This window comes from Micromonospora haikouensis, assembly GCF_900091595.1.
In the GTDB taxonomy this organism is placed as follows: Bacteria; Actinomycetota; Actinomycetes; order Mycobacteriales; family Micromonosporaceae; genus Micromonospora; species Micromonospora haikouensis.
The window spans coordinates 40,722-64,838 of record NZ_FMCW01000022.1; the positions used below are offsets into that span (position 1 = coordinate 40,722).

The 24,117-nt window shown below is 75.4% G+C and carries 20 protein-coding genes, 1 tRNA gene and 2 pseudogenes; 12 read left to right on the forward strand and 11 right to left on the reverse strand.

Translation table 11 applies throughout. From position 1 onward, the window contains the following. Positions 1-328: 328 nt before the first annotated feature. Together GA0070558_RS21815 and GA0070558_RS21820 are read left to right on the forward strand one after the other, a co-directional pair. Positions 329-1,636, forward strand: coding sequence for a cytochrome P450 (locus GA0070558_RS21815; RefSeq protein ID WP_091283161.1), 1,308 nt, complete (start codon positions 329-331; stop codon positions 1,634-1,636). 11 nt (positions 1,637-1,647) lie between these two features. Then, on the forward strand, positions 1,648-2,991 hold the full coding sequence (locus GA0070558_RS21820) for a glycosyltransferase (protein WP_091283163.1): 1,344 nt from the start codon (positions 1,648-1,650) through the stop codon (positions 2,989-2,991). Here GA0070558_RS21820 and GA0070558_RS21825 read toward each other — a convergent pair. Then, a complete protein-coding gene (locus GA0070558_RS21825; protein ID WP_091283165.1) occupies positions 2,968-5,886 on the reverse strand; it encodes an AfsR/SARP family transcriptional regulator in 2,919 nt (972 codons plus the stop codon). The two genes, GA0070558_RS21820 and GA0070558_RS21825, sit on opposite strands and share 24 nt — an antisense overlap. A gap of 186 nt (positions 5,887-6,072) precedes the next feature. Between GA0070558_RS21825 and GA0070558_RS21835 the strand changes: the two genes are divergently transcribed. From GA0070558_RS21835 to GA0070558_RS32940, 3 genes are all read left to right on the forward strand, one after another. Next, positions 6,073-6,927 carry a hypothetical protein gene (locus GA0070558_RS21835; RefSeq protein ID WP_141722279.1) on the forward strand — a complete coding sequence of 285 codons (855 nt, stop codon included), beginning with the start codon at positions 6,073-6,075 and terminating at the stop codon, positions 6,925-6,927. A gap of 150 nt (positions 6,928-7,077) precedes the next feature. Beyond that, complete coding sequence (locus GA0070558_RS21840) at positions 7,078-7,836, forward strand: class I SAM-dependent methyltransferase (protein WP_091283170.1); 759 nt, start codon at positions 7,078-7,080, stop codon at positions 7,834-7,836. A gap of 527 nt (positions 7,837-8,363) precedes the next feature. Continuing rightward, positions 8,364-8,900 carry a hypothetical protein gene (locus GA0070558_RS32940; protein ID WP_141722280.1) on the forward strand — a complete coding sequence of 179 codons (537 nt, stop codon included), beginning with the start codon at positions 8,364-8,366 and terminating at the stop codon, positions 8,898-8,900. Between the two features lie 4 nt (positions 8,901-8,904). On the opposite strand, the pseudogene GA0070558_RS21850 reads toward GA0070558_RS32940, so the two are convergent. Next, positions 8,905-10,773: pseudogene (locus tag GA0070558_RS21850) on the reverse strand (AfsR/SARP family transcriptional regulator). A 171-nt stretch (positions 10,774-10,944) separates the two neighbouring features. Between GA0070558_RS21850 and GA0070558_RS21855 the strand changes: the two are divergent. Beyond that, complete coding sequence (locus GA0070558_RS21855; protein WP_091283174.1) at positions 10,945-11,808, forward strand: alpha/beta hydrolase; 864 nt, start codon at positions 10,945-10,947, stop codon at positions 11,806-11,808. Positions 11,809-11,919: 111 nt separating this feature from the next. Here the strand turns inward: GA0070558_RS21855 and GA0070558_RS21860 are convergent, their stop codons facing one another. The 7 genes from GA0070558_RS21860 to GA0070558_RS21890 form a co-directional block, all read right to left on the reverse strand. Beyond that, positions 11,920-12,378, reverse strand: a complete 459-nt coding sequence (locus GA0070558_RS21860) for a hypothetical protein (RefSeq protein WP_141722281.1) — start codon at positions 12,376-12,378, stop codon at positions 11,920-11,922. A 227-nt stretch (positions 12,379-12,605) separates the two neighbouring features. Further along, positions 12,606-12,679 (reverse strand) — tRNA-Ala (locus tag GA0070558_RS21865). A gap of 277 nt (positions 12,680-12,956) precedes the next feature. After that, the gene (sepX, locus tag GA0070558_RS21870) at positions 12,957-13,754 is read right to left on the reverse strand and encodes a divisome protein SepX/GlpR (protein WP_176734303.1); all 798 of its coding nucleotides are present in this window, start codon (positions 13,752-13,754) and stop codon (positions 12,957-12,959) included. Between the two features lie 179 nt (positions 13,755-13,933). Beyond that, positions 13,934-14,575, reverse strand: a complete 642-nt coding sequence (locus GA0070558_RS21875) for a GNAT family N-acetyltransferase (protein ID WP_091283309.1) — start codon at positions 14,573-14,575, stop codon at positions 13,934-13,936. A 61-nt stretch (positions 14,576-14,636) separates the two neighbouring features. After that, a complete protein-coding gene (locus tag GA0070558_RS21880; RefSeq protein WP_043961769.1) occupies positions 14,637-15,950 on the reverse strand; it encodes a molybdopterin molybdotransferase MoeA in 1,314 nt (437 codons plus the stop codon). After that, positions 15,947-16,948, reverse strand: coding sequence for a UTP--glucose-1-phosphate uridylyltransferase (locus GA0070558_RS21885; RefSeq protein ID WP_091283177.1), 1,002 nt, complete (start codon positions 16,946-16,948; stop codon positions 15,947-15,949). The genes GA0070558_RS21880 and GA0070558_RS21885 overlap by 4 nt, the downstream gene beginning before the upstream one ends. A gap of 9 nt (positions 16,949-16,957) precedes the next feature. Next, entirely contained in the window at positions 16,958-19,126 is a 2,169-nt protein-coding gene (locus GA0070558_RS21890) for a GGDEF domain-containing protein (RefSeq protein ID WP_176734304.1), read from the reverse strand. Between the two features lie 83 nt (positions 19,127-19,209). On the opposite strand from GA0070558_RS21890, the gene GA0070558_RS21895 reads away from it, so the two are divergent. The 3 genes from GA0070558_RS21895 (at position 19,210) to GA0070558_RS21905 (ending at position 21,101) form a co-directional block, all read left to right on the forward strand. Further along, complete coding sequence (locus tag GA0070558_RS21895) at positions 19,210-19,896, forward strand: 5-formyltetrahydrofolate cyclo-ligase (RefSeq protein WP_077936020.1); 687 nt, start codon at positions 19,210-19,212, stop codon at positions 19,894-19,896. An 18-nt stretch (positions 19,897-19,914) separates the two neighbouring features. Next, positions 19,915-20,349, forward strand: a complete 435-nt coding sequence (locus GA0070558_RS21900) for an FmdB family zinc ribbon protein (protein ID WP_256092062.1) — start codon at positions 19,915-19,917, stop codon at positions 20,347-20,349. Positions 20,350-20,585: 236 nt separating this feature from the next. Then, on the forward strand, positions 20,586-21,101 hold the full coding sequence (locus GA0070558_RS21905; RefSeq protein WP_091283184.1) for a flagellar biosynthesis protein FlgA: 516 nt from the start codon (positions 20,586-20,588) through the stop codon (positions 21,099-21,101). Positions 21,102-21,235: 134 nt separating this feature from the next. On the opposite strand, the gene GA0070558_RS33485 is transcribed toward GA0070558_RS21905, so the two are convergent. Beyond that, positions 21,236-21,421, reverse strand: a complete 186-nt coding sequence (locus GA0070558_RS33485; RefSeq protein ID WP_074477079.1) for a hypothetical protein — start codon at positions 21,419-21,421, stop codon at positions 21,236-21,238. 66 nt (positions 21,422-21,487) lie between these two features. Between GA0070558_RS33485 and GA0070558_RS21910 the strand changes: the two genes are divergently transcribed. Continuing rightward, complete coding sequence (locus tag GA0070558_RS21910) at positions 21,488-21,838, forward strand: hypothetical protein (protein WP_077938263.1); 351 nt, start codon at positions 21,488-21,490, stop codon at positions 21,836-21,838. A gap of 158 nt (positions 21,839-21,996) precedes the next feature. On the opposite strand, the gene GA0070558_RS21915 is transcribed toward GA0070558_RS21910, so the two are convergent. Next, positions 21,997-22,479: a DUF2231 domain-containing protein gene (locus tag GA0070558_RS21915; RefSeq protein WP_043963920.1), complete on the reverse strand. Its 483-nt coding sequence runs from the start codon at positions 22,477-22,479 to the stop codon at positions 21,997-21,999. A 125-nt stretch (positions 22,480-22,604) separates the two neighbouring features. Between GA0070558_RS21915 and GA0070558_RS21920 the strand changes: the two genes are divergently transcribed. Together GA0070558_RS21920 and GA0070558_RS21925 are read left to right on the forward strand one after the other, a co-directional pair. After that, complete coding sequence (locus GA0070558_RS21920; RefSeq protein WP_091283186.1) at positions 22,605-23,033, forward strand: Fur family transcriptional regulator; 429 nt, start codon at positions 22,605-22,607, stop codon at positions 23,031-23,033. A 55-nt stretch (positions 23,034-23,088) separates the two neighbouring features. Then, positions 23,089-23,922: pseudogene (locus GA0070558_RS21925) on the forward strand (oxygenase MpaB family protein); the annotation flags it as partial. Positions 23,923-24,117 lie beyond the last annotated feature (195 nt).

Below are 24,117 nucleotides of genomic sequence, written 5' to 3' on the forward strand. Positions count from 1 at the left end.
CGGTGCCCGGTCGACATTCTTCACTGCTCACCCCTCACGACCGAACCGCACGACCGACGCGCCGTCACATGACAATATTGATCGACTTTCGTCGCTGCCATGGCGCTGGACAGTACCGGAGTTACGACGTTTACGTCAGCGAGTTCGGCACCTTCACATCGAATTCTCATGCAAAGAAAGAGGTCGTTGCGCCGACGTCTCCGGCTGGGGTATAAGTTCTTTTCGAGATCACCTCGGCAAATCCCCCGCGCCGATAGGAATTGACGCGCGCCATGGCCATGATGGGAATTGCACGGGCGTCCGACATGGCTGATGGCGGGAGGTTCGGGTGGAGCTGACCAGACCGGGGACCCTCGTGCGCTGGGTCGACCGGCACGGCCTGGCCCGGCTCGGCATCAGCGCCGCCGCCCGCCGGGGCGACGCGCAGGCCCGCCTCTTCTTCGACCCGGCGATCCGCGACGACCCGTACCCGTTCTACCGGGAGGTCCGCGAGGCCGGCGCGCTGGTCCGGGGCCGGCTCATGTGGAGCACCACCCGGCACGACGCGGTCGTCGCGGTGCTGCGCGGCGAGGCGTTCAGCACCGACCCCGGCTCGCTGCCGGCACCCGGCCCGCTCGCGGTGCTGCGCCGCCTCGGCCGCAGCGGGCGGCCCATCGGGCCGGCCGACCCGCCCTCGATGCTGGTCGTCGACCCGCCGGCGCACACCCGCTACCGCCGCCTGGTCGCCAAGGTCTTCACTCCCCGGGCCATCGAGGGGCTGCGGCCCCGGATCGAGCGGCACGCCTCAGCCCTGCTGGACGACCTCTCCCCGGACGCGGCCGGCACCGTGGAGGTGATCGGGCGCTACGCGAGCCTGCTGCCGCTCACCGTGATCGCGGAGATCCTCGGCGTGCCGCAGCACCTGCGGCAGCGGTTCCTGGCCTGGGGCGAGGCCGCCACCCCGACGCTCGATCTCGGGCTGACGCTGCGGGAATACCGTGCCGCCGAGGCCGCCATCGGGCAGCTCAACGGGTGGCTGCGCGCGCACTTCGCCCGGCTGCGCGCCGACCCGGGCGACGACCTGCTCAGCCGCCTCGTGCACCTCGACAGCGACGGCGAGCGGCTCACCGAGGAGGAGCTGCTGGCCATCGCCGGCCTGCTGCTGGTGGCCGGGTTCGAGACCACGGTCAACCTGCTCGGCACCGGCATCCACCTGCTCATCCGCCACCCCGACCAGCTCGCGGCGCTGCGCGGGCGGCCCGACGGGTGGGCCAACGCGGTGGAGGAGATCCTGCGGTACGACTCGCCCGCCCAGACCACCGTCCGCTACTGCCTCGCCGACACCGAGGTGGCCGGCGCACGGGTGCGCGCCGGGGAGGTCGTGGTGCCGATGATGGGCGGCGCGAACCGGGACCCCGCCGTCTTCGCCGACCCGGACCGCTTCGACGTCACCCGCGCCAACGCCCGCGACCACCTCTCGTTCTCCAGCGGGGTGCACTACTGCCTCGGCGCGGCGCTCGCCCGGCTGGAGGGCCAGCTCGGGCTGCGCGCGTTCTTCGAGCGCTACCCCGACGCGGCGCTGGCCGGGGAGCCGCGCCGCCGCCCGACCCGGGTGCTGCGCGGGTACGACCAGCTGCCGGTACGGCTCCGGCCGTAGGAGGGACACCCATGCGCTCCGTCCTCTTCGCCAGCCCCGCGCACCCGGGGCAGCTCAACCCCCTGCTCGCCATCGCCGGGGAGCTGTCCCGGCGCGGCGAGCCGGGCCTGTGGTTCGCCGCCGAGGAGGAGGCGCGGGACCGGGTGGCGGCCCACGCCACCGGCAGCCCGCTGCGCTTCCGCTCCACCGGCGACACCGTGCTCCGCGTCGACGACGAGCTGTACGCCGCGATGACCCGGGGGCCGATGACCACCGCCGGCCTGGTCGCCCTCGCCCGGCAGATCCGGATCCCCGAGGTGGCCGACCGGGTCCGGGCGCGGACCCTCGAACAGATCGACGAGATCCGGCCCTCGCTGATGGTGATCGACATGCTGAACCTGGGCGCGCTCGACGCGGCGCTGGCGCGGGGCGTGCCGTACGTGCTGAGCCTGGCGTTCCCGCCCAGCAACGTCTACCTGAGCCGGCTGCCGTGGGACTATCCGACGCCCACCTCGGGGCTGCCCCGCCGGCTGGGCCCCCGGCAGCGGTGGACCAACCTGACCTTCCGCGCCCGCCTGCGGCTGTCGCTGCTGCGCGCGCTCGCCGGGCAGGCCCGGCACCGCCGCGCCCAGCGGATCGACAACGCCTTCGGCGACCCCGAGAAATACAGTGCCGCCGCGACGGCCGTCTTCGGCTACACGGTGTTCGGGCTGGAATATCCCTTCCCCGCGCCGGAGCACCTGCACCTGCTCGGCCCGATGGTGCCGCCGCGCGAACCCGCCCCGGGCGATAGCGCGTCGGGCGGTCCAGGGCAGGGCGCGGAGCTGATCGGCTGGCTCGACCGGCAGACCTCGGTCGTCTACGCCTGCCTGGGCACCCTGGCCCGGCTCACCGGCCCGCAGGTGCGGGCGTTCGCCGAGGCGCTGGCCGCGATCGGGCCCGAGCACCAGGTGCTGTGGAAGCTGCCCGCCGGGCAGCGGCACCTGCTGCCCGGCCCGCTGCCGCCCCACGTGCGGATCGAGGAGTGGATCCCGTCGCAGCTCGACGTGCTGGCCCACCCGAACGTCCGGGCGTTCGTCTGCCACGGCGGGGCCAACGGCTTCCACGAGGGCGTCCACTTCGGGCAGCCGATGCTGATGACCCCGTTCTGGCTGGACTGCTACGACATCGCGGCCCGCGCCGTCGACGCCGGCGTCGGCCTGGCGCTCGACCGTCCACCGCACGTCGACGCGGGCGAGGTGGCCGCGAAGCTGCGCCGGCTGCTCACCGAGGAGAGCTTCCGGGAACGCAGCCGGCACTGGGGCGAGCAGTGCCGCCGGGCCGGCGGGGTGGGGCGGGCCGCCGACCTGGTGCTAAAGCTCGCCGCCAGCCACTGACGCCGCCGGGGCCGGGGCGGCGAGCTTGGCCCGGGGCCGGTCGGCGTCCGGATGACGCAGCTCGTCGAAGATCGCCAACGCCTCCCGCCACGCCCGGCGCGCGGCGTCCAGGTCACCGGCGGCCCGCAGGCTGTCACCCAGGTTGTCCAGCACCTCCGCCTCGTCGTACCGGTCGCCGAGTTCCCGGTGCAGCGCCAGCGCCCGCCGGTAGCAGTCCGCGGCCCGGTCGTGGTCGCCGAGGCCGTGCCGGACGTAGCCGAGGCTGTCCCAGGTCAACGCCGCGCCGTGCCGGTCGCCGGTCTCCTCGTGCAGGCGCAGGGCCGCCCGGCAGCAGCGCAGCGCCGGCACCGGCTCGCCCAGCCTGGCGTGCATCCAACCCAGGTTGTTGAGCGCCTTGGCCTGCCCGACCCGGTAGTCGGCGGCCCGGTACAGGTCGAGGGCCAGTCGGGTCTCGGCCAGGGCGGCCCGCAGCCGGCCCTGCCGCGCCAGCACCCAGCTCACCCCGAGGTGCGTGTGCGCCCGGCCGGTGTCGTCGCCCAACTCCCGGTAGAGCTCCAGGTCGCGGCGGTAGTGCCGGTGCGCCGCCTCGTGGTCGCCCGACCAGGTGCAGGCGATGGCCAGGCCCCGGTGCGCCAGGGCCTGCCCGGCCAGGTCACCCCGGCGCAGCGCCGCCGCCAGGGCGGTCCGCTGCGCGGCGGCCAGCTCGGGCCAGTGCCCGCTGCGGTCGAGGTACGTGGTGAGGGCCGCCGCCAGCGTCCACGCGTGCCGGTCCAGGCCGGTGGCCGCCGTCTGCTCCACGCAGGCCAGCAGGACGTGGTGCTCGGCGGCGAACCACCCGGTCGCCCACGCGTGGTCCGGCCGGTCGCCCACCGTCACCCCCTGCTGCGGCGGCGGCAGCGCGGCGGGCCGGGCCAGCCGGTACGGATCGAGCAGGTGGTCCGCCGCGTGCGAGGCGTGCAGGTAGTGGTCGAACAGGCGACGCCGGGCGGCCTCCCGCTCCGCCTCGGGGTCGAGCCCGTGGCACAGCTCCGACGCGTACGCGCGGAGCAGGTCGTGCATCGCGTACCGGCCGGGGGTGCGCTCGGTGAGCAGGTGCACCCGGGTCAGCCCGGCCAGCAGCGGGCCGACCCGGGACGGCGGCAGGCCGGTCAGGCTCGCCACGGCCGGCCGCGCGGCGTCGGGGCCCGGGTGCAGCCCGAGCAGCCGGAACAGCCGGGCCGAGTCGGCGTCCAACGCCCGGTACGACCAGGAGAAGACCGCCCGTACGTCGGTCGCGGGGTCGCCGGTGGCCAGCGCGGTCAGCCGGTCCGGGTCGGTGTCCCGCAGCTCGGCGGCGAGGGCCGCCAGCGGCGCGGCGGGCTGCCCGACGGCCCGCGCCGCCACGATGGCCAGCGCCAGCGGCAGGCCGGCGCAGCGACGGACGATCTCGTCCCGCGCCGCCGGCTCGCGGTCGGCGCGGCCCCGGCCGAGCCGGCGGCCCAGCAGTTCCCGCGCCTCGGCCGGCGGGAGCAGGTCCAGCGCCACCGGGTGGGCCCCGTCGGTGACCATCAGGCCGGTGAGCCGGTTGCGGCTGGTCACCACGACGAGGCTGCCCGGCGAGCCCGGCAGCAGGGGGCGCACCTGCTCGTCGTCGCGGGCGTTGTCGAGCAGCACCAGGACCCGCCGGTCGGCGAGCAGGGTCCGGAACAGGGCGGCCTGCCCGGGCAGGTCGGTGGGCACCCGCTGGGGCGGCACGTGCAGCGCCTCCAGGAAGCCGCGCAGCGCCTCGCCCGGCGGCACCGCCCGGCCGTCGAGGTCGAACCCGCGCAGGTTGACGTAGAGCTGCCCGTCGGGGAAGCGGTGCGCGATCCGGCGCGCCCAGTGCACCGCCAGGGTGGTCTTGCCGACCCCGGCGGTGCCGGCGATCGCGGAGATCACCACCGCCCGGCCCGCGCCGCCGCCCGGGTCGGCGTCGGCCGCGTCGGCCGGCAACAGGGCGTCCAGCTGCCGCAGCGCCGCCGCCCGCCCGGTGAACCAGGCGGGCTGGCCGGGCAGTTGCGTCGGGGGCGGCCCGGCGGCGGATGGCGTGGGCTCCGGGGGCGCGGTCCCGGCGGGCGGCGGTTCCGGGGCTGCGGGCCCGGCGGGCGGCGGCGGTTCCGGGGGTACGGGCCCGGGCGGCCACTGTCCCCGCAGGACCCGCAGGTGGGCCCCGCTCAGCTCGGGGCCGGGCTCCACGCCCAGCTCGTCGACGAGGCGACGCCGGGTCTCGGCGTATACCCGCAGCGCGGCGGCCCGCTGGCCGCAGCCGGCCAGGGCGAGCAGGTACCCGGCCACCAGCGGCTCCCGCAGCGGATGCTCGGTCAACAGGGGGCGCAGGATGTCCGCGACCGCGGCGAACCGGCCGAGGCCGAGTTCCACGGTGGCCAGCCGCTCGCAGGCGAGCAGCCGCTGCTCGTCCAGGCCGGCGGCGGCGGTGTCGACGAAGGCCCCGGCCGCGCCGGCCAGCGCCGGCCCGCGCCACAGCGCCAGGCCCGCGCGCAGCAGCCGCGCCGCCTCCGCCGGCCGCCCCGCCGCCTCCTCGGCCCGGGCCCGCTCGACCGCCTCCGCGAACTCGGTCAGGTCCAGCTCCGTCCCGCGTACGGTGAGTCGGTAGCCCCCGCCCTGGGTGACCAGGAGGTCGCCCGCGCCCGCGTCCCGCAGGGCCGAGCGGATCCGGGAGACGCAGACCTGCACCTGATTCCGGGCGCTGGCCGGCGGGTCGTCGGCCCAGAGCGCCGCCACGAGCTGCCCGGCGGGGAGCAGGCGGTCGGCGTTGAGGAGCAGCAGCGCGAGCACGGCACGTTGCTGGGGGCGGTCGATGGGAAGGACCCGCCCCCCGGCGGTCACCTGGACGGGGCCGAGGAGGGACCACCGCATGGCTTTCCTCGTCAGTCGTGATTGGACGACCACATTCTATGGACGGCGGGGGCGGCGCGGCCGGCGACAAGCGGTCGGATAGCGGACGACAAGCGGCCCCGCCCAGGCTCTCCCCATCCGCCGGCCCACGGGTGCGGCGAGAGACGGGCCGGCACGACGCCGGCCACGGTGGACAGGGAGAGCGACATGCGAGTAACCAGGGCACAGGGCGCGCTGACGGTCGTCGCGTCGACGGCGGCCGTGATCGCCGCCATGGGCTGGGCGGCGCCGGCCTCGGCGACGCCGGCCGGGCTGGAGACGGTCACCCAGTCGGCGGCCGAGAGCAGCGTGGACAAGTCGGCGCTCGCGTCCTGCCCGGTCGGCAAGGTGGTCACCGGGGGCGGCGGCTTCCTCCCCGCCGGCTCGTCGGCCGCCGGTCGGGTCGGGCTGGACCGGCTGGAGCCGCTGGCGAACGGCACCGGCTTCATCGCGACGATGCGGGAGGTCGGGCCGGTCAACTTCGCCGGCGACTGGGGGCTCCAGGCCCTCGCCCAGTGCGCCACCGCGCCGGCCGGCTACCAGGTCGTGGCCACGACCGGGGCGGCCGGGACGGAGTACGTCACGGCGAGCTGCGGGACGAAGAAGGTCATCGGGATGGGCGGGCGGGTCAACAGCGGCCTGGGCGACGTCGTGCTCGACCAGGTGGTGCCGTCGTTCGACCTGACGTCGGTGACGGTCCGGGCGGTCGCCGTGCAGGGCACCTCGCCGGCCGGCTGGAGCGCCACCGCGATCGCGGTCTGCGCCACCGCGCCCGCCGGGCTGGAGCGCGTCGTGGTGACGGGGACGAGTGGGAGCGACCCGTCCGACAGCCACCTCAAGGTGTGCCCGGCCGGCAAGGGGCTCTACAGCGCGGGCGCGGACATCAACGCCGGCAACGGCCAGGTGCTGCTCACCGCGATCAACATCACCGGGGGCAACACGGTCCGGGTGGGGGCCGACGAGGACGCCGACGGCTTCGCCGGCTCGTGGAGCCTCAACGGGTACGGCATCTGCGGTAGCTGACCCGGGCGGGTCGGGGCCCACCGGGGCCGGGCAACCGCCCTCCCCGGCGGGCCCCGCCCCGCCGCCCATGGCCCTCTCGCGCGCTCCCTAGTATCGTGCCGATGTATCGAAGCGATACATCGGCACTGGCTCGACGAGCGGGGACGGCGGATGAGGCGGGTCGACTACGACCGGGAGCAGCACCAGCACTACGCGCGCGGCCGGGCGCTCACCGAGCCGCAGTTGGGGGCGTGGCTGAGCGCGTTCGCCGCCGCGCTGCCGCAGCGGCGGCCACTGGTGGGGCTGGACGTCGGGTCGGGCACCGGCCGGTTCACCCCCGCGCTGGCGCGCGCGTTCGGGCCGGTCACCGGCGTCGAACCCTCGGTACGCATGCGCGAGGTGGCACAGGCGCAGCCCCCGCACCCCGGCGTGCGCTACCTGGCGGGCTCCGCCGAGGACCTGCCCGTGCCGGACGGCAGCGCCGACTACGCGCTCATGTTCCTGTCCTGGCACCACGTCCAGGACAAGCCCCGCGCGGTCCGGGAGCTGGCCCGGGTGCTCAGGCCGGCCGGGCGGCTGCTGCTGCGCGGCAACTTCAGCGACCACCACCCCGAGCCCTGGTGGCTCGGCCACTTCCCGCGCGGCCTCGAAGCGGACCTCGCGCAGTTCCAGCCGCTGCACGAGGTCATCGAGATGTTCACGGCGGCCGGCTGGCGGGTCACCGGCTTCGGCACGGTCACCCAACCGTCCGAGGGCACCCGGGCCGACGTGCTCGACCGGCTGCGCCTGCGCGCGCTCTCGTTCTTCTCCCAGCTCGACCCCGACGAGGTGGAGGCCGGCCTGCGCAGCATCGAGGCGGCCGTGGCCGCCGACCCCGACGCGCCGTCGCCGCCGCTGTCCGAGCCGCTGCTCACGCTCGAACGGCGCTGACCGGCGTGGCCCGACCCGCCGACCCGCTGGCCGGGCTCGACCGGGCCCCCGGCGTCCCCGCCGATGCGCGCGGCGCGGCTTCGACGCCAGGGCGCCCGGCCGGGACCGGTCGGTGCGCGGGTCCGTGGCGCCCGCCCTGCGCCGGCTCGGCCTCGGCTGACGCGTGCGTCGACGCGGCGGGAGTTGCGATTCCCGCAATACCGGCGACGCCCTTCCCACGCACCGCAATTACAATCCGAAACAACCAATCAATTAGCTCGGACAGAATTGCGACAATCGAATCGGCGGGCGGGCCGCATTCTTGCGCGACGGTCGGGGCCACTGCGAGACTCTGACCGGGCGGGTTCGACGTCGCCGCACATTAGCCGACCATCCATTATGCCCCTTTTCCCGCGCACGCCCGCACATCCGTGTGCCCACCATCGGCCGCCACGGCAAAGAGCGGCCGATCTGCGGTATTCGTCGAACCCGGCCGGCTCCAGCACCTCCCCGACCTGCTCGTTCACGACGCACAGAAGGACACGTAGATGACGAAAGCACGTCCAAGCTGGACCCTCCGGGCGTTCGCAGCGCTGCCCACCGTCGCCCTCTCGGCGGCACTGCTCGCGGTGGCCGCGCCAAGCCAGGCCGCAAGCGCCGAAAACGGTCAGCACTCCCCCCTTTCCGCCGGCACCGCGACCTATTCCGCGAAGTCCACGGCGGTTCGCGGTCCGATCGTCGCCACCGCAAAGGTGGGCGCGTTGGACATCACCTGCACGCTGACCCCGTCCAAGCCCTTCGTCTACTACGGCGGCCCGTACGGCGGCGGCGAGGAAGGCATCGCGACCGTGCGCTGCACCCAACCCGTGTACGCGATCCAGGTCGAGGTCGCCCTGTTCCGCTACAGCAGCCAGGTCACGTACAACACCCACACGACCTACAGCACCACCACGGCGAGCGCCGACACCGAATACCCCCGGATGTCCGGCGAGTACCGGACCGGCGCGGACGCCTACATCACCTGGACCTACGGCGGTCCCACCAGCTTCATCCCGCTCACCTTCAGCGAGATCGCCTACCTCTGACGGGTCAGCCGGGTCGCAGCGCCGCGTCCAGCGCCACCAGCTGATCCGCGACGGGGCCGACCGTCAGTGCCCCGCTCGACGCGCCGGCCCACTCGGCCGCTGCCGGGGCGAGCGCCCGCCTGGCCCGCACCATGGCGGCCCGGTCGGCTGCGGCGATCGCGGCCCGCCCGAACAGGCACCACAGCGCCTCGGCGAGCAGGTCCGCAGGTGGGTCCGGCACGTCGGCGAGCGCGGTTCGACCCGGTTCGAGCAGGGGATGCACCCACGGCTCGTAAGGCCCCCACTGGTCGTCCGCGGAGGCGAGCGGCAGGCCACGGCGCAGGCGCAGGCCGAGCAGCGCCAGCGGCAGCAGGCCGTCGCGCATGCCGGGCATTCCCGCCTCGTCCAGCCGGGCCGCCGCACCACGGTACAGCGCCTCGGCCCGCGCGACCGACGCCCGCTCGGCGACGTCGGCGCGCAGTGCCCGATACCACTGGGTGAACACGCCGACCAGGGGACGCTCGTGCCGACCGGCCAGGTCGTCGGCGGCCTCCGCGTGCCGGTCGGCCCGGTCGAACGCGGCCGTCGCGCAACTGGACTGCAGCCGAATCAGGTGGCCGAGTACCTCCGCGGAGGCCAGGCCGTGCCGGTGCGCCAGGCGCACCAGCTCGGCGCCGATCCGATCGCGATGCACGGAGCCACCGGTGTCGTGGCAGCTCTGCATGAACACGCCGTTCAACGCGAACGCGAGCAGCGCGGGGTCGTCCAACTCGCGGGCGATCGCTTCGGCCTCCTGGGCGTACTCGCGTGGCCGCAGGTCACGGGTGCCGCGCGACTCGATCGCGATGGTGGCCAACAGCCGGGCCCGGACGGGGTCGGGGCCGCCCGGGGGGAGGACCGCGAGGGCCCGTTCAGCGGCGGCGACGATGCCGGCGGCATGCGCGGGGTCGTCGGCGCGCGGCCAGTTGGCCGGCACGTCGTACGCGCCGATCACCCGCGCGGTCAACGTCGGGTCGCCGAGCTGCTCGGCGGCGGCGATCGTCGCCGCGCGCTGCTCCCGGGCCGCCACCAGGCCACCCGCTCCGGTCACCGCGAGGTTGCGCAGCAGGCCGACCGCCGACTCCAGCCGAACCCGGGCACCACCGGAGAGCACCCGGTCGTAGGCGGCGACGGCCCGCATCAACACCTCGCCGGCCGGATCGGGTCGGGCGGGCCCGGCCAGGCGCGGCTCCTGCCGCAGGATGTCGGTCTCCAGCTCGCGCAGGGCCGGGCCGGGCTCCACGCCCAGGTGGCCGGCGAGCAGCTCACGGGCCCGACGCAGGACGGCCAGGGCATCGCCCTGCCGACCCGACCGATACAGGGCCAGCGCCAACAGCCGCCACCCCTGCTCCCGCCACGGATGCGCGATGACATGCTCGTCGAGGTCGGGGACCGCCTCGGCGGCCCGCCCCAGGTCAAGCCGGGCCTGGGACCGCCCTTCGACGGCCTACAGGCGCAGTTCGGCGAGTCGGGAGCGGTCGGCCCGCGCCCAGGCGGCGTCCGGGAAGTCGGCGTACGCGGGACCGCGCCACCAGGCGAGCGCCTCGTCCAGCCGGACCAGCGCTGTGGCCGCGTCCATGGTGCCGGCGTCGGTGACGGCCCGCTCGAACCGCCAGGCGTCCACCTGGTCGGGCTCGCATCGCAGCGCGTACCCGATGCCCTGGGTGACCAGCAGCGTCGCCGGCGCCCGCGGCGGGCGGTCCGGCTCGATCGCCCTGCGCAGCGCCGCGACGAAGGTCCGCACGGCGGACACCGCGCCGTCCGGAGGCGACACCCACAGATCATCGACGAGATCACTGACGGGTACGACCCGGCGGCGGGCCACCAGCAGTCGGGCCAGTACCGCGCGGTGCATGGGGCCCTTCAACGCGACGGGACGCCCCTGTTCGTCCTCGGCGACCACCGGGCCGAGAACGCCGAACGTCACAGGCCCACGGCGCACGGAGCCACGCTATCCCGGCGCTCATCCGCTGCTCATCCGAACCTCGGACAGTGGTTGTCGACCCGCGAGCGAGAGGTGCGAATCATGAAGTTCGACTACGTACGCGTCCCCGTCGCCGACGGCGTGGAACTCAACACCGCCGTGGCCGGCTCGGGCAGCCCGATCGTCCTGCTGCACGGCTTCCCGCAGACCCACCTGATGTGGCGGCACGTCGCCGCCGACCTGGCCGTGGAGCACACCGTGATCTGTCCCGACCTGCGTGGGTACGGCGCCAGCGACAAGCCGGCCGAGGACGGGCCGGACACCTACTCCAAGCGGACCATGGGCGCCGACGTGGTGGCCGTCGCGAAGGCGCTGGGCCACGACCGGTTCGCCCTCGTCGGGCACGACCGGGGTGCGCTGGTCGCGATCCGTACCGGGCTCGACCACCCGGAGCACGTCACGCACCTGGCGTCGCTGGACGTGCTGCCGACGCTCGACATGTGGAACGTCATGCACGGAGTCAGCGCGCAGGTCGGCTTCCACCTCTATCTGATGGCCCAGCCGCCCGGCCTACCCGAGAAGATGATCGCCGGGGCCTCCGACGACTTCTTCGGCTACTTCCTCGATCTGTGGGCCAACGACCCGCAGGCCATCCCCGCCGACGTCCGCCGCGTCTACCTCGACGCCGCCCGCGCCGCCGTCCCGTCGATCGTCGCCGACTACCGGGCCTCGGCCGGCATCGACATCGAACACGACCAGGCCGACCGCGACGCCGGTCGCACCCTGACCATGCCGGTCACCGTGCTCCAGCAGGACTGGGGGTCCATGCTCGGCTTCGACGCCGCCGGGCTGTGGAAGGCGTGGGCCCCGGACCTCCACCACGTCCCGGTCACGTGCGGCCACTTCATGGCCGAGGAGGCGCCCGGCCTGGTCGCCGGGGAGATCCGCGCGTTGCTGACCCGCTGAGCGAGCGCCCGCACCCGGGCCCCGGCTCCCGTCGACCACCCGGCTTCACCGGAGGGTCGTCGGGGAGCCGGGGGCCTCGGCTACGGCCAGCGGGCCGATCCGGTCCGCCACCTACGAGGTGTGGCCGTTGTCCCGGTACTCCGCCTCGCACTTCAGCGAAGGGCCGAGGTCGACGCAGACCTGCAGCCCGGCCTTCATGATGTCGCGGGAGGTGTTGAGCTCCTTGCCGTCGTACGGGCCCCAGGCGTCGCTGTCGCAGGTGCCGTCGTCCTCGTGCCAGGTGCCGTTGGCCCACGAGCCGTCCCGGAGCTGGGCGCGCGCCCGCGCGATGACGCGGTAGTTGTCACCGGGGCAGATGTCGTTGATGGTCCAGTTGTTGTACGTCACCGAACGTGCCGAGGTGAAGTTCAGGTCCGCCCGCGTCTCGCCGCCCTCGCCGCTGCCGCCGGACGGGTACGTCCACACCCGCGCGTAGACGGAACCGTCCTCGGCCATGGCGGGCATCGGGCTGGCGACCAGCAGCGCGGCCGAAGCCACCCCGACACCGAAGATCCTGACAGAAACGCGCATACCGGAGCCTCTCCTCACGCAACGATGCCCTTATGCTCACGGACGGCGTTCATGCTTCCGGTCCGGAGCTGCGGCGTCCAGCCACAGATCGAAACCGGTCAAACCCCGATCGCCGTCGGGGAAGGTTGCTCGACCGCGATACGCACCCTGGGCACCGCCGGAGGCGGACGCGATGCACAAGATCAAAAAGACCGTCTCCGAACTACGGAGACGGTCTTTGAACTGGGTGGAGCTGAGGGGATTTGAACCCCTGACCCCCTCGATGCGAACGAGGTGCGCTACCGGTCTGCGCCACAGCCCCTCCGCCGGCTAACCGGCTTCGGTCCCACCTGGCTTGCACCAGGCGGGCCGGCGACAAGACTAACAGCACACCCGCCCGCCAGGCGAATCCGCCCCGCCCACCCGGCCCGTGCCTGCTCACGGACCTGGTCGACGCTCGCCATGTCGGCGACATGGCGGCATCCCGACCCCTCGGACCCCGCCATGTCGCCGACATGGAGTCGATCAAGCGCGAGCCGGACGAGTCGATCAAGCGCGAGTCGATCAAGGCCGCGCCGACGTGGAGCCGATCAAGGCGGTCAGGCCGAGTGGGAGGTGCGGCCCGACTGGTACGGGCGGCCCCGCAGCCCGCCTGCCCGCCGGTACGACACCGAGCCGCCGCCGCTGGCTGCTGGCGGCAGGTCAGCGGGACGGTCCAGGCCCATCGCCGTGCGGCGTACCGCCTCGCGCTGAGCGGCCAGGCGGCGCTGGGCCTCCCGGCGGGCCGCTGCGCGGCGAGCCTGCTCCCGGCGCACCTCGGCCTGCCGGGCGGCCAGCCAGGCGGCCTCCCGGGCGTGGGCGCGTCGGCGGCGGCGCTCGGCGAGGGCCCGCTTGCGCAGGTGCACCACGTACGTCACCAGGAGGGTGGCCGTGACGGAGAAGCCGATCCAGAAGCCGGGGCCGACGACGGCCACCCCGATCAGTTCGACGACGTTGAGCAGCAGCAGGGCGGCGAGCACCCGCCGCCTGCGGTAGATCGCCGGGGTGTGCGGCCGGCGGCGGGGCGCGGCCCGTCGACGGGACTTCGCGGCCGGGGGCACGGCGCGCAACCGGCCCCGCCGCCGCGTCGGGGCAGGCGGGGCGGAGACGGGGGCGGAGAGACCGCCCGTACTCGCGTCTTCACTGAGGGTGACAACAAGGGAGCGGGAGGGGTTGACCGGCCGGCGCCCGGGGACAGTGCGTCGCCGCCGGCGGCGCTGGAGCACCCGCGCCGTCGACTGCGCCCGCTCCGCCACCAGCCGCTCGGTGGCGTCGTACCGGCGAACGAGCGCCGGCGCGAGAGCGAGCAGACCGGCGGCGGCGAGGACGGCGAGGAGCACCGAGGTCGGCACCCTCACCCCTCCCGTCACCAAGTTCGGGGCAACCACCGTACGGCCGCAGGATCTTCGACGGACCCCGTTCCGGGCGGTCGAACATGCGGTCGTGCAGCGCTTGCCGCAGCTTGCAGTTACTTGAGGTTACGGGCCGCCGACCACGTTGATTGTGCGCCGCGCCGATCAGGCGGGGGTGGGACGGTTCACCCCGCGGTGGCGCGCAGCCGGTGCCAGCGGGCCAGCAGGCCGCCCTCGGCGGCGACTTCCTCGCTGGTCATGGCGTATCCGATGTGGTCGCGCCACGCACCGTCGATATGCATGTAACGCACGTGGTACGACTCCTCGCGGAAGCCGAGCTTCTCCACCACCCGGCGGGACGGCTTGTTCTCCGGCCGGATGTTCACCTCGATCCGGTGCAGCCCGCCGGGGCCGAACGCGTGGTCCACGGCGAGCGCCAGCGCGGTGGGGATGACGCCCCGGCCGGCCACCCGGGAGTCCACCCAGTATCCGACGTACGCCGAGCAGAACGCCCGCCGGACGATGCTGCCGACGTTGAGGTGCCCGACCAGTCGCTCCCCGCCGTCCTCACGCAGGCAGACGGCGAACGGCATCCCCTCGCCGGTGCGCGCCGAGCGGCGCTGGTCCTTGTGGACCCAGCGGAACGCCGCCGGGGAGTTCAGCTCGTCCCAGTTGCCGGGCAGCGCCGACTCCCACGGGGCCAGCCAGGCCCGGTTGGTGCGGCGCACCTCCGACCAGGCCGCCGCGTCCGAGCGTCGGTAGGGTCGCAGCAGCACCGGGCCGTCCGCGAGCACCACCGGCCACCCCGGCGACCGCCCCGACCACAGTCCACTCACCGGGCCGACCTTCCGCTCGCGGCTGCGGGGCTCGCAAGCTCACTCCTCGCGCTCACCGGCGCCGGTCCAGCAGGAGGACGTCCACGGTGGAGCCGGCGGCGGCCGTGGTGACCCGCTCGCCGAGCACCATCAGCCCGTTGGCCTCGGCCAGGCCGGACAGGGTGAACTTCCCGCCCGGCAGCGGCTGGACGGTGTAGCCGCCGCCACGCCGCTCGGCGACGTGCGCGGGGCGGAACTCGCGCAGCCCGCCGGGCGAGGTGATGGTCTCCAGCAGGTGCGCGCGCACGCTCGGCCGGAACACGGGCTCGGCCCCGGCCAACAGGTTGATGGCGGGCCGGGCCAGCACCTCGAAGCCGATCAGCGCCGCGCCGGGTTCACCAGGAAGACAGACCACCGGCACCTCCTCGGCGCCGACCGTACCGAACCCGAGAGCGGTGCCGGGATAGAGGGCCACCTCGGTGAAGGTGACCGGCCCGGCCCGGCCGCCCTCCCGGCGGGACAGGATGCGGCGCACCATGTCGCCCGGCCCGGTGCCGGTGCCGCCGGTGGTGATGATCAGGTCGGCCCGCAGGGTCTGGTCCTCCAGCAGCCCGCGCAGCCCTTCCGGGTCGTCGTCGCAGATTCCCACCCGGTACGCCAGCGCGCCCACCTCGGCGGCGGCGGCGGTCAGGGCGTGCGAGTTGGCGTCCACCACCTGGCCGGGCTGGCTGCCCCGGCCCACGTCGACCAGCTCGTCGCCGGTGGCCACGATGACCACCCGGGGGCTGGGCCGCACCACCACGTGCCCGATGCCGGTGGCGGCGAAGACGGCCACCAGGGCCGGGGAGACGTACGTGCCGGCGCGGGCGAGCAGCGTGCCGGCCGGCAGTTCCTCACCGGCGCGGCGCACCCCGTACCCCCGCTTGGGGGTGCGGAAGATCTCCACGGCGGCCATGCCCTGGTCGGTCCACTCCACCGGCACCACCACGTCGGCGGCGATCGGCAGCGGGGCGCCGGCGGCCACCGAGAAGCAGGCCCCCGGGGTGAGCCGCACCGGCCGCCAGCTCGCCGCGCCGAGGTCGCCGACCACGTTGAGCCGCACGGTGCGGGACCCGGACGGGCCGGAGCGGCCGGCGTATCCGCCCGCCGCCCGGCCCGCGCCGGAGAGGTCGTCCCAGCGCGCCGCGTACCCGTCGACGGCCGCCTGGTCGAAGGCCGGGTAGGAGTGCGGCGCGACGACGTCCTCGGCGAGGACGTTGCCGTACGCCTGGGTGAGGTCGAGGTCGAGCGGAGGCAGCGCGCGTAACCTGCGCAGCACGCTGCCCAGGTAGTCGGCGAGCGGCGTCAACTCGTTCGCGGCCGCCTCGGCGTCGGCCGTCGCGGTCATGTATTAGGACCGCCCGACGAGTCGCGCATGCCGTTGAGGATCGCCTCGGTGACGGTCTCGTCGCCGTTGTTGACGAACTCGGCGAGCCACTTGCGGAACTCCGCGCCGAGGTCCTCGCGCTCGCAGGCGAGCTGCACCACCGTCTGGAGGTAGCCCAGCGGCATCCCCGTGTCGTAGCGGGTGCCCCGGTAGACGATCGCGTGCACCGGGACGCCCTCGGTGCGCAGCAGCTCCATCGCGTCGGTGAGCTGGATCTCGCCGCCGCTGCCCGGCTCGGTGCGCCGGATCGCGTCGAAGATCCGCCCCGGCAGCACGTACCGGCCGAGGACGGCGAGGTTGCTGGGGGCCTCCTCCGGCTTGGGCTTCTCGACCATGCCGGTGACCTTCACGACCTCGCCGATGTCGGTCAGCTCCGGCTCGGCCGGCTCGACGGAGGCGATGCCGTACCGCTTGGTCTCGGCCGGGTCGACCTCGAAGAAGGCCAGCACGATGCCGCCGGTGCGGGCCTGCAGCTCCAGCATCGCCGGCAGCAGCGGCTCGGACGGCTTGACGAACTCGTCGCCGAGCAGCACCGCGAAGGGCTGGTCGCCGACGTGCGACTCGGCATAGCCGACGGCGTGGCCGAGGCCGAGCTGCTCCGGCTGCCGGCACGTGTAGATCTCGGCCAGCTCGCTGGGGCGGCGCACCGCGGCCAGCCGCTCGGCGTCGCCCTTGGACTCCAGCCGGGCCTCCAGGTCGGGCCGGCGGTCGAAGTGGTCCACCATCGATGTCTTGCCGCGCCCGGTGATCAGCAGCACGTCGCCGATGCCCGCCTGGGTGGCCTCCTCGACGATGTACTGCAGGACCGGCCGGTCGACGACCGGCAGCAGCTCCTTGGGCACCGCCTTGGTGGCCGGCAGGAACCGGGTGGCCAGGCCGGCGGCCGGGATGACGGCCTTGACCGCGCGGGAACGACCGGTTGCGGTGGCCGCTGAGGGGTTCGCTGAGTGCTCCGACATGTCGCGAGACTATCGGCCAAGGCCGTGTTGCGACGGGTGAGGACCGGAAGACGCGCCGCCGGCCCGGGGCAGGCCGTCGGCCGGGCTGACCGAACCGGCCGGCACGGCCAGTTCCTCCACCGGCGGCCAGGGCCGCGCCTCGGCCAGCCGCCAGGTGTCCCGGCCCGCCGCCTTCGCCGCGTACAGGGCGTCGTCGGCCGCGTCGAGGACCTGCTCGCCGGTGGAGGCATGGTCCGGGTAGACGGCGATGCCGACGGAGACGGTCACCCGGATCCGCGCCCCGCCGCCCGAGTCCACCGGAACGGGGGTGTCCCGGGTCGCCGCGCCGAGCCGTTCGGCGACGATCGCCGCGCCCCGCGCGTCGGTTTCCGGCAGCAGCACCACGAACTCCTCCCCTCCCTGGCGGAAGGCCAGGTCCACCTCGCGGATCTCGCCCCGCACCCGGCGGGCGAACTCGACGAGCACGGCGTCCCCGGCGGCGTGCCCCCAGGTGTCGTTGACCTCCTTGAACCGGTCCAGGTCCAGGGCGAGGACGCTCAGCATCCGGCCGAACCGGCTGGCCCGCTCCACCTCCCGGCGGATCGACTCGCGCAGGTAGCGGTAGTTCCACAACCCGGTGAGCGGGTCGGTCAGCGACAACCGCTGGGCCTCCTCGTGCAGCCGCACGTTGTCGACCGCCACCGCCGCGTGCCCGGCGAAGGTCCGCAGGGTCTCCAGGTCGGCGTCGTCGAACTCGTCCCCGCCGAGCCGGTCGTAGAGGACCAGCACGCCGAGCGCCGCCGCCTGGCCGCCGGGCGTGCCCGGGTCCACGCCGGACCGGATGCCCGGGTCGGCCGGGCCGCCGGGGGCGGCGAAGGGCACCGCGACGTACGTCTCGCAGCGCGGCTCCCCGGCGGCCTCCGCCACCGGGTCGGCCCGTCCCCGGCGCGGCTGGCCGGTCGCCGCCACCGCGCCGACGATCCCCGCGCCGACGGGCACCCGCAGGCCGGCCGCGCCGACGGCCTCCGCCTCCGCACCGGCGTCGGGCGACCAGCGCCCGTCGAGCCCCTCGGCGCACCGGCCGACCAGGACGCCGCCGTCGACCAGCAGCACCGCACCGGCCCGCGCCCCGGTGGCCGCGATCGCGCTGTGCAGGATGACCCGCAGGATCCGTTGCAGGTCGTGGGTGCTGGCCAGGGTGTCGCCGAGCACGGCGAGGTGGCCGCGCAGCTGGTCCCGGCTGCTGGTGAGCGCCTGCACGTAGATGCCGGTCTCCCGGGTCATCCGGTTGAACGCGCCGGCCAGCCGGCCCAGCTCGTCGCGGCTGCGCACCGGCACCCGGGTGGCGAGGTCGCCGTGGGCCACCCGGTCCGCCGCGCCGGCCAGCTCCACGAGCGGGCGGGTGGTGACCCGGGCCAGCCGCCAGGCGGCGGCCACCGCCAGCAGCCCGGCCAGCAGCACCGCGCCGACCAGCGCCGCGTACAGGTCGGGGGGCTGCTCGCTGGGGACGGAGAGCACCAGCGGCAGCGGCTGGCCCGGCGCGGGGAGGACGCGGCGGACGTACCGGCCATCGCCGGTGGCGGCGACCCGGTCGCCGGCGGCCCGGCGCGCGGCGGCGAGCACCCCGTCGCGTACGGCCGGGGCCTCGGTGGTGTGCGCGACCCCGACGGAGCCGGGCGCGCCGTCGAGGAGGGTGACCGCGACGCCGGTGACCGCCGCGAGCCGCGCGACGAGGCCCGGGTCGACCGGCTGGGCGGTGACGACCGCGCCCAGGTCGCCGCCGGCCCGGTCGCGCAGCGCCACCCGGGCGGCGAGCGCCGCGACCGGCCCGGCGGCCGGGTCGGCGGCACCGCAGTCCCGCCAGGGCGCGGCCGGGGCGCCGGGGGTGGCGTAGGTCGGGACGCCGGCCACGTCGATGACGAGCACGGCGGCGGCGAGGCCCCGGCCGACCACCTGCCCGGCCGTGCCCGCCCGCCCGGCCGCGTCGGGGGCCAGGGCGACCGCGTCGGCCGCCGCGCGAAGCTGCTGGCAGAGGGCGTCGACCGAGGTACGCACGGTCGCGGCGGCCAGGCCGAGCCGCTCGGCCGCCCGGTTGCGGTCGACGGTCGTCATGGTCAGGCCGACGAAGAACGCCCCGAGCAGGACCGGGCCGAGCACCACCGTAAGGAAGGCCGCCGTCAACCGCCCGCGTAGCGTCAACGCTCCCCCCGGAAGTTCCGCGCCCGATGTAGCGATGCTGACACAGTGCGACCGCGAGACAAACGTTGCGTCAGGAGTGTTGCGTGCCGGATTTTTCTGATGAAGCGGAAGTGACCCACGAGGCGAAGCGGCAGGCGCGGGTGGAGCTGCTCGCCCGCCGCCGCGCGCTGCCCGCCCCGACGCGGGCGGCGGCCGCGGCGCGCGTCCGGGCCGCCCTGACCGATCTGGTACGCCGGCTGCGCCCCGCCCGGGTCACCGCGTACGTCCCCGTCGGCTCGGAGCCGGGCGGGCCGGAGCTGCCGGAGGCGCTGCGCGCGGCGCTGCCGCCGGGCGGCGAGCTGCTGCTGCCGGTGCTCCGGGACGACCTCGACCTGGACTGGGCGGCGTACACCGGGCCGGGCTGCCTCGTCGCGGCCGGACGCGGCCTGCGGGAGCCGACGGGGCCCCGGCTCGGCCGGGCGGCGGTCGCCGACGCGCGGCTGGTGGTGGTGCCCGCCCTGGCGGTGGACCGGCGCGGGCGGCGGCTGGGGCGCGGCGGCGGCAGCTACGACCGGGCGCTGGCCCGCGTCGGCACGGACGCCCTGACGGTGGCCCTGCTGCACGACGGCGAGCTGGTCGCGCGGCTGCCCGCCGAGCCGCACGACCGGCCCGTCCGCGCGGTGGTGAGCCCTTCCGGCGGGCTGCGTACGCTGACGGGCGACTCCGTGTCGGTCCGGGCACTTCCGCTGGACGAACCCGGGTCCGATGACGCACCATTGGCACTCGAATGAGTCGAGTGCCAACCGGCTGTGCCAGATCCGGAGGAGACCGTGCCCACGTACCAGTACGCCTGCACCGAGTGCGGCCAGCAGCTCGAGGCGGTGCAGTCCTTCTCTGACGAGCCGCTGACCGAGTGCCCGGCGTGTGCGGGGCGGCTGCGCAAGGTGTTCAACTCCGTCGGCATCGTCTTCAAGGGCTCGGGCTTCTACCGCACCGACTCCCGCTCCGGCTCGGACGCGGCCAAGAACGGCTCGGGCAAGCCGGCCGCCTCGGAGTCGTCCTCCGGCGGCGACTCCGGCTCGTCGGGCACGTCGGGCGGCTCGTCCGCCGGCTCCTCGGCGTCGTCGGGCTCGTCCGGGTCCTCGGGCTCGTCGGGCTCCTCGGGGGCCTCCGGTTCGTCGGGGTCATCGGGCTCGTCCTCGTCGGGCGGCACGGCCAAGGCCCCCGCCTCCAGCGCCTCCTGACGGCAACGGCTCCGGACATAGGAGATCTTGGAAGAAACGGGCCCCTCCGGGGGCCGGAATCTTCCAAGATTCACGCCGTGCCCGTGCCATAGCAGATCATCGGCCCGGGTGGGGGTTGTCCACAGGCCGCCTCGTTGTCCACAGGTCCCGGCCCGGGCCGGGCGGGACGGCCCCCGCGCGGCCTAACCTGCTGCTCCCGGCACCGCACCGGTGCCGGGGGCGGGCGGGAGGGCCGGATGGGGAACGCCGGGGCGGACACGGGATCACTGCGGCCGCTGCGCCGGCCCCGGCTGCCGGGGCGGGCGACGCTGCTGCGCGCCGCGCTGGTCGCTGCCCTTCTCGGGCTCGCCGCGGCGGTCCTGCACACCCCGTCCGGCTGCCCGCCGCCGACCGGCGACCGCTCCCCCGGCCCCGCCGCGCCACCGCCCGCCGAGGCGGCTTCCGACCCGGCCGCGTCGCCGGCCGCCCTGCCGCTGCCCGACGGGGCGGTGGGGGTGCCGATCCGGCTGGCCGAGCCGGCCGCGCTCGCGGTCGTCCGCCCCGGGGCCCGGGTCGACCTGCTCGCCGTACCGGCCGGTCGACAGGCCGGCGACGCCGACCTGCTGGCACCCCGGGCGCTGGTGCTCGATGTGGTCGGGGCCGGCGCGACCGACGGCTCCTCGGCGCTCTACCTGGCGCTGCGGCCCGAGCAGGCGCACCGCGCCGTCGGGCTCCCGGAGGGCAGCCGCTTCGCGATCGTGGTGCGGGGATGACGCCCCTGCCGGGCGACCCGTCGGGCACAGCCGGCCCGGGGAGCCGGCCGCAGGCTCCGGCGCGGGGGGCCGGCCGTCAACTCCGGTGCGGGGGGTGGGCCGCCGTCACCTCCGGTGCGGGGCCTCGGCGGCGCTCAGCTCCAGTGCGGGGGGCGCTCGGCGAGCAGCCAGTCGTCGTTGCCGCCGGACGTCTCGCCCCAGCCCCGGTCCGTGTCGTCGGCCGTCTGCTCGGGCAGCACCACGAAGTCCTCACTCAGGTCGACGGCGCGATCGTCGTCGCCGCGCGCCTGCGCCCCCGGGTCGATGCTCACGAGCGGCAAGACTACCCGGGTTCCGGCCCGCGTCCGACCGGCCACCCGGCCGGACGGTTGGTAGCGTCGGTCGGCGTGACCACGCCCAGCGGTGACCGCCCCGAGGACGACTACTGGCGTCGCCCGCCTGACCCGGCCGACGGCGGCGCGACCGACGACCCGCCGCGCCCACCGGGGCCCGGCCCGGCCGGCGTCGACCCGCCCACCGGCTACGGCGGGCCGCCGCCCACCACGCCGCCGCCACCCGGATGGCGTCCCCCGCTGCACGTGCGGGCCGCGCCGCCCCGCCAGCTGCCGCCGCAGGACATGGCCGGGCTGGACGCGGTCGAGCAGCAGGCCCAGCACGTCACCTGGGGCGTCGGCGCGGTCGCCGGCGTGGTGCTGCTGGCCCTGCTCTGCCTGCTCTGCTCCCGGGCGTTCCGCTGACTGCGCTCCCGGGCGTCCGCTGACCGTTCGCGTGGTCCGCTGACCGCTCGTGGGCGTTCCGCTGGCCCTTCCGCGCGTCCGCTGACCGCTTCCGGGCGTCCGCTGGCCGCGCGGCCCGGGCTGGCTGACCTGCGCCGTCCGGCCCGGGCCGCGTCGGCTCAGAGCACCCGGCCCCAGGCCGCCTCGGCGCCGGAGTCCCCGGTGAGGAAGACGTAGACCAGCGAGGCCACGCCCAGCACGACCACCACGACCGTCAGCAGCAGGGGTGCCCAGGACGGCAGCCGGGAGACCCGGTCGTCGTTGCGGGTCACCAGCAGCAGGGCGATGGCGGCCACGGCGAGCCCCACGGTGAACCAGAGCAGCGTCTCGGCGTACTCCGAATGCTCGTGGATCTGCGCGAGCAGGGCCTGGTCGAAGCCCTTCTCCTCGAACGCTTCCTCCAGTGCCTCGCCCGTCTCGGTCGACACCCAGGTGACGATCGGGGTCAGCACCGCGAGGCCGGCCACCGCCCAGCCCAGCCGGGGACGCCACCTCGGCACCAGCCCGTACGCGCTGGCCAGCAACGCGAGCAGCGGCACGAACACCACCGCCGCGTGGATCACCAGGATGTGGCTTGGCAGCCCGTTGATCTCCCTGAACACCGACACCTCCGGCCGTGACGTGATCCCCGCGGCGTCAGCGTACGCCGCCCCGGCGGCTGTGGCCCGGACCACCCAGGTCAGGAGCTCGCTTGTCGCCCGGTGCACCCCATGCTGTCATTGACCTCATGTCCGGTGGCGAGGAACTGCTGCGGTCGAGGGGCCTGCGGGTCACCCGGCCGCGCCTCGCCGTGCTGGACGTCCTCTCCGCCGGCGGTCACCTGGAGGTCGACGAGATCACCCGGCGGGTGCGGGAACGCCTCGACTCCGTCTCCACCCAGGCCGTGTACGACGTCCTCGGCGCGCTGTCCCGCGCCGGGCTGTCCCGCCGGATCGAGCCGGCCGGCAGTCCCGCCCGGTACGAGGCGCGGGCCGGCGACAACCACCACCACGTGGTCTGCCGGGGCTGCGGCGAGATCGCCGACATCGACTGCGCGGTCGGCGAGAAGCCCTGCCTCGACCCGGACACCGCCCACGGCTTCGAGGTGGACGAGGCGGAGGTCACCTTCTGGGGGCTCTGCCCGACCTGCCAGGCCCGCCGCAGCGCCGACGACTGACACCGCCGTCCCGCCCCGACCGGGCACGCGGCCCGGGCGTGGCACCCTTGGTCGGGTGGACTCCGATGACCTCGGCCTGTTCGGTCCGGGATCGGTCACGTGGAAGGTGCACGAGGAGCCGATCCTGATCGTCGCCGGCCTGCGCTCGCTCTACCTTCAGGCGCTGCACCCCCGGGCCATGGCCGGGGTGGCCCAGAACAGCAACTACCGCACCGACGTGTGAGGCCGGCTGGTCCGGACGGCCACCTACGTCGCCACCACCGTCTACGGCACCACGGCCGAGGCCGAGGCCGCCGGGGCCCGGCTGCGGCGGCTGCACGGCCGGATGCGGGCCACCGACCCGGACACCAGGGAGGAGTTCCGGATCGACGAGCCGGAGCTGCTGCGCTGGGTGCACGTCACCGAGGTCGAGTCGTTCCTGAGCACCGCCCGCCGGGCCGGGCTGCCGCTGACCGACGCGGAGGTCGACGGCTACTACACCGAGCAGCGCCGGGCGGCGGCCCTGGTCGGGCTGGACCCGGCGGACGTGCCCGGCACGGCGGCCGAGGTCGCGGACTACTACCGGCAGATCCGGCCGGCGCTGCTGATGACCCGGGAGGCGGCGGAGACGGCCGTCTTCCTCACCGCCCCGTCCCTGCCGTGGAAGCTCAACCTTCCGGCCCGGGTCGGGATGAACCTCGGGCCGGACCGGCTGGCGTACTTCGGCGTCGCCGGCACCGCGTTCGCGCTGCTGCCGCCCTGGGCCCGCCGGCTGTACGGCGGCCTGGGGCTGCCGACCACCGAACTGTCGGCCGACCTGACCGTCCGCGCCCTGCGGCTGGCGCTGACGGCCCTGCCGCAGCGCTGGCGGGAGGGGCCGTTGCAGCAGGCGGCGAAGGAACGGGCCGCCCCGCCTGACTCCGCGCTGACCGGGCGGGGCAGGCCCGGGGCCGGCCTCGGGCGGGCGGGCCCGCTCGGCCGCGGGCCTGCCCGGGGCCGAGGGCTCGACGTCATGTCGCCGACATGGCGGCATCCCGCCGCTCGGATACCGCCATGTCGGCGACATGACACGCCCGCCCCGCGCCCGCCCCGCGCGCCCGAGGCC

What these genes read in the sequence shown, in the direction of transcription:
- GA0070558_RS21835 (WP_141722279.1), top strand. Translation starts at nt 6,073, where the DNA reads ATGCGAGTAACCAGGGCACAGGGCGCGCTGACGGTCGTCGCGTCGACG.
- GA0070558_RS21920 (WP_091283186.1), top strand. Translation starts at nt 22,605, where the DNA reads ATGTCCGGTGGCGAGGAACTGCTGCGGTCGAGGGGCCTGCGGGTCACC.
- GA0070558_RS21855 (WP_091283174.1), top strand. Translation starts at nt 10,945, where the DNA reads ATGAAGTTCGACTACGTACGCGTCCCCGTCGCCGACGGCGTGGAACTC.
- GA0070558_RS21820 (WP_091283163.1), top strand. Translation starts at nt 1,648, where the DNA reads ATGCGCTCCGTCCTCTTCGCCAGCCCCGCGCACCCGGGGCAGCTCAAC.
- GA0070558_RS21825 (WP_091283165.1), bottom strand. Translation starts at nt 5,886, where the DNA reads ATGCGGTGGTCCCTCCTCGGCCCCGTCCAGGTGACCGCCGGGGGGCGG.
- GA0070558_RS21905 (WP_091283184.1), top strand. Translation starts at nt 20,586, where the DNA reads ATGGGGAACGCCGGGGCGGACACGGGATCACTGCGGCCGCTGCGCCGG.
- GA0070558_RS21885 (WP_091283177.1), bottom strand. Translation starts at nt 16,948, where the DNA reads ATGTCGGAGCACTCAGCGAACCCCTCAGCGGCCACCGCAACCGGTCGT.
- GA0070558_RS21880 (WP_043961769.1), bottom strand. Translation starts at nt 15,950, where the DNA reads ATGACCGCGACGGCCGACGCCGAGGCGGCCGCGAACGAGTTGACGCCG.
- GA0070558_RS21840 (WP_091283170.1), top strand. Translation starts at nt 7,078, where the DNA reads ATGAGGCGGGTCGACTACGACCGGGAGCAGCACCAGCACTACGCGCGC.
- GA0070558_RS21860 (WP_141722281.1), bottom strand. Translation starts at nt 12,378, where the DNA reads ATGCGCGTTTCTGTCAGGATCTTCGGTGTCGGGGTGGCTTCGGCCGCG.
- GA0070558_RS32940 (WP_141722280.1), top strand. Translation starts at nt 8,364, where the DNA reads ATGACGAAAGCACGTCCAAGCTGGACCCTCCGGGCGTTCGCAGCGCTG.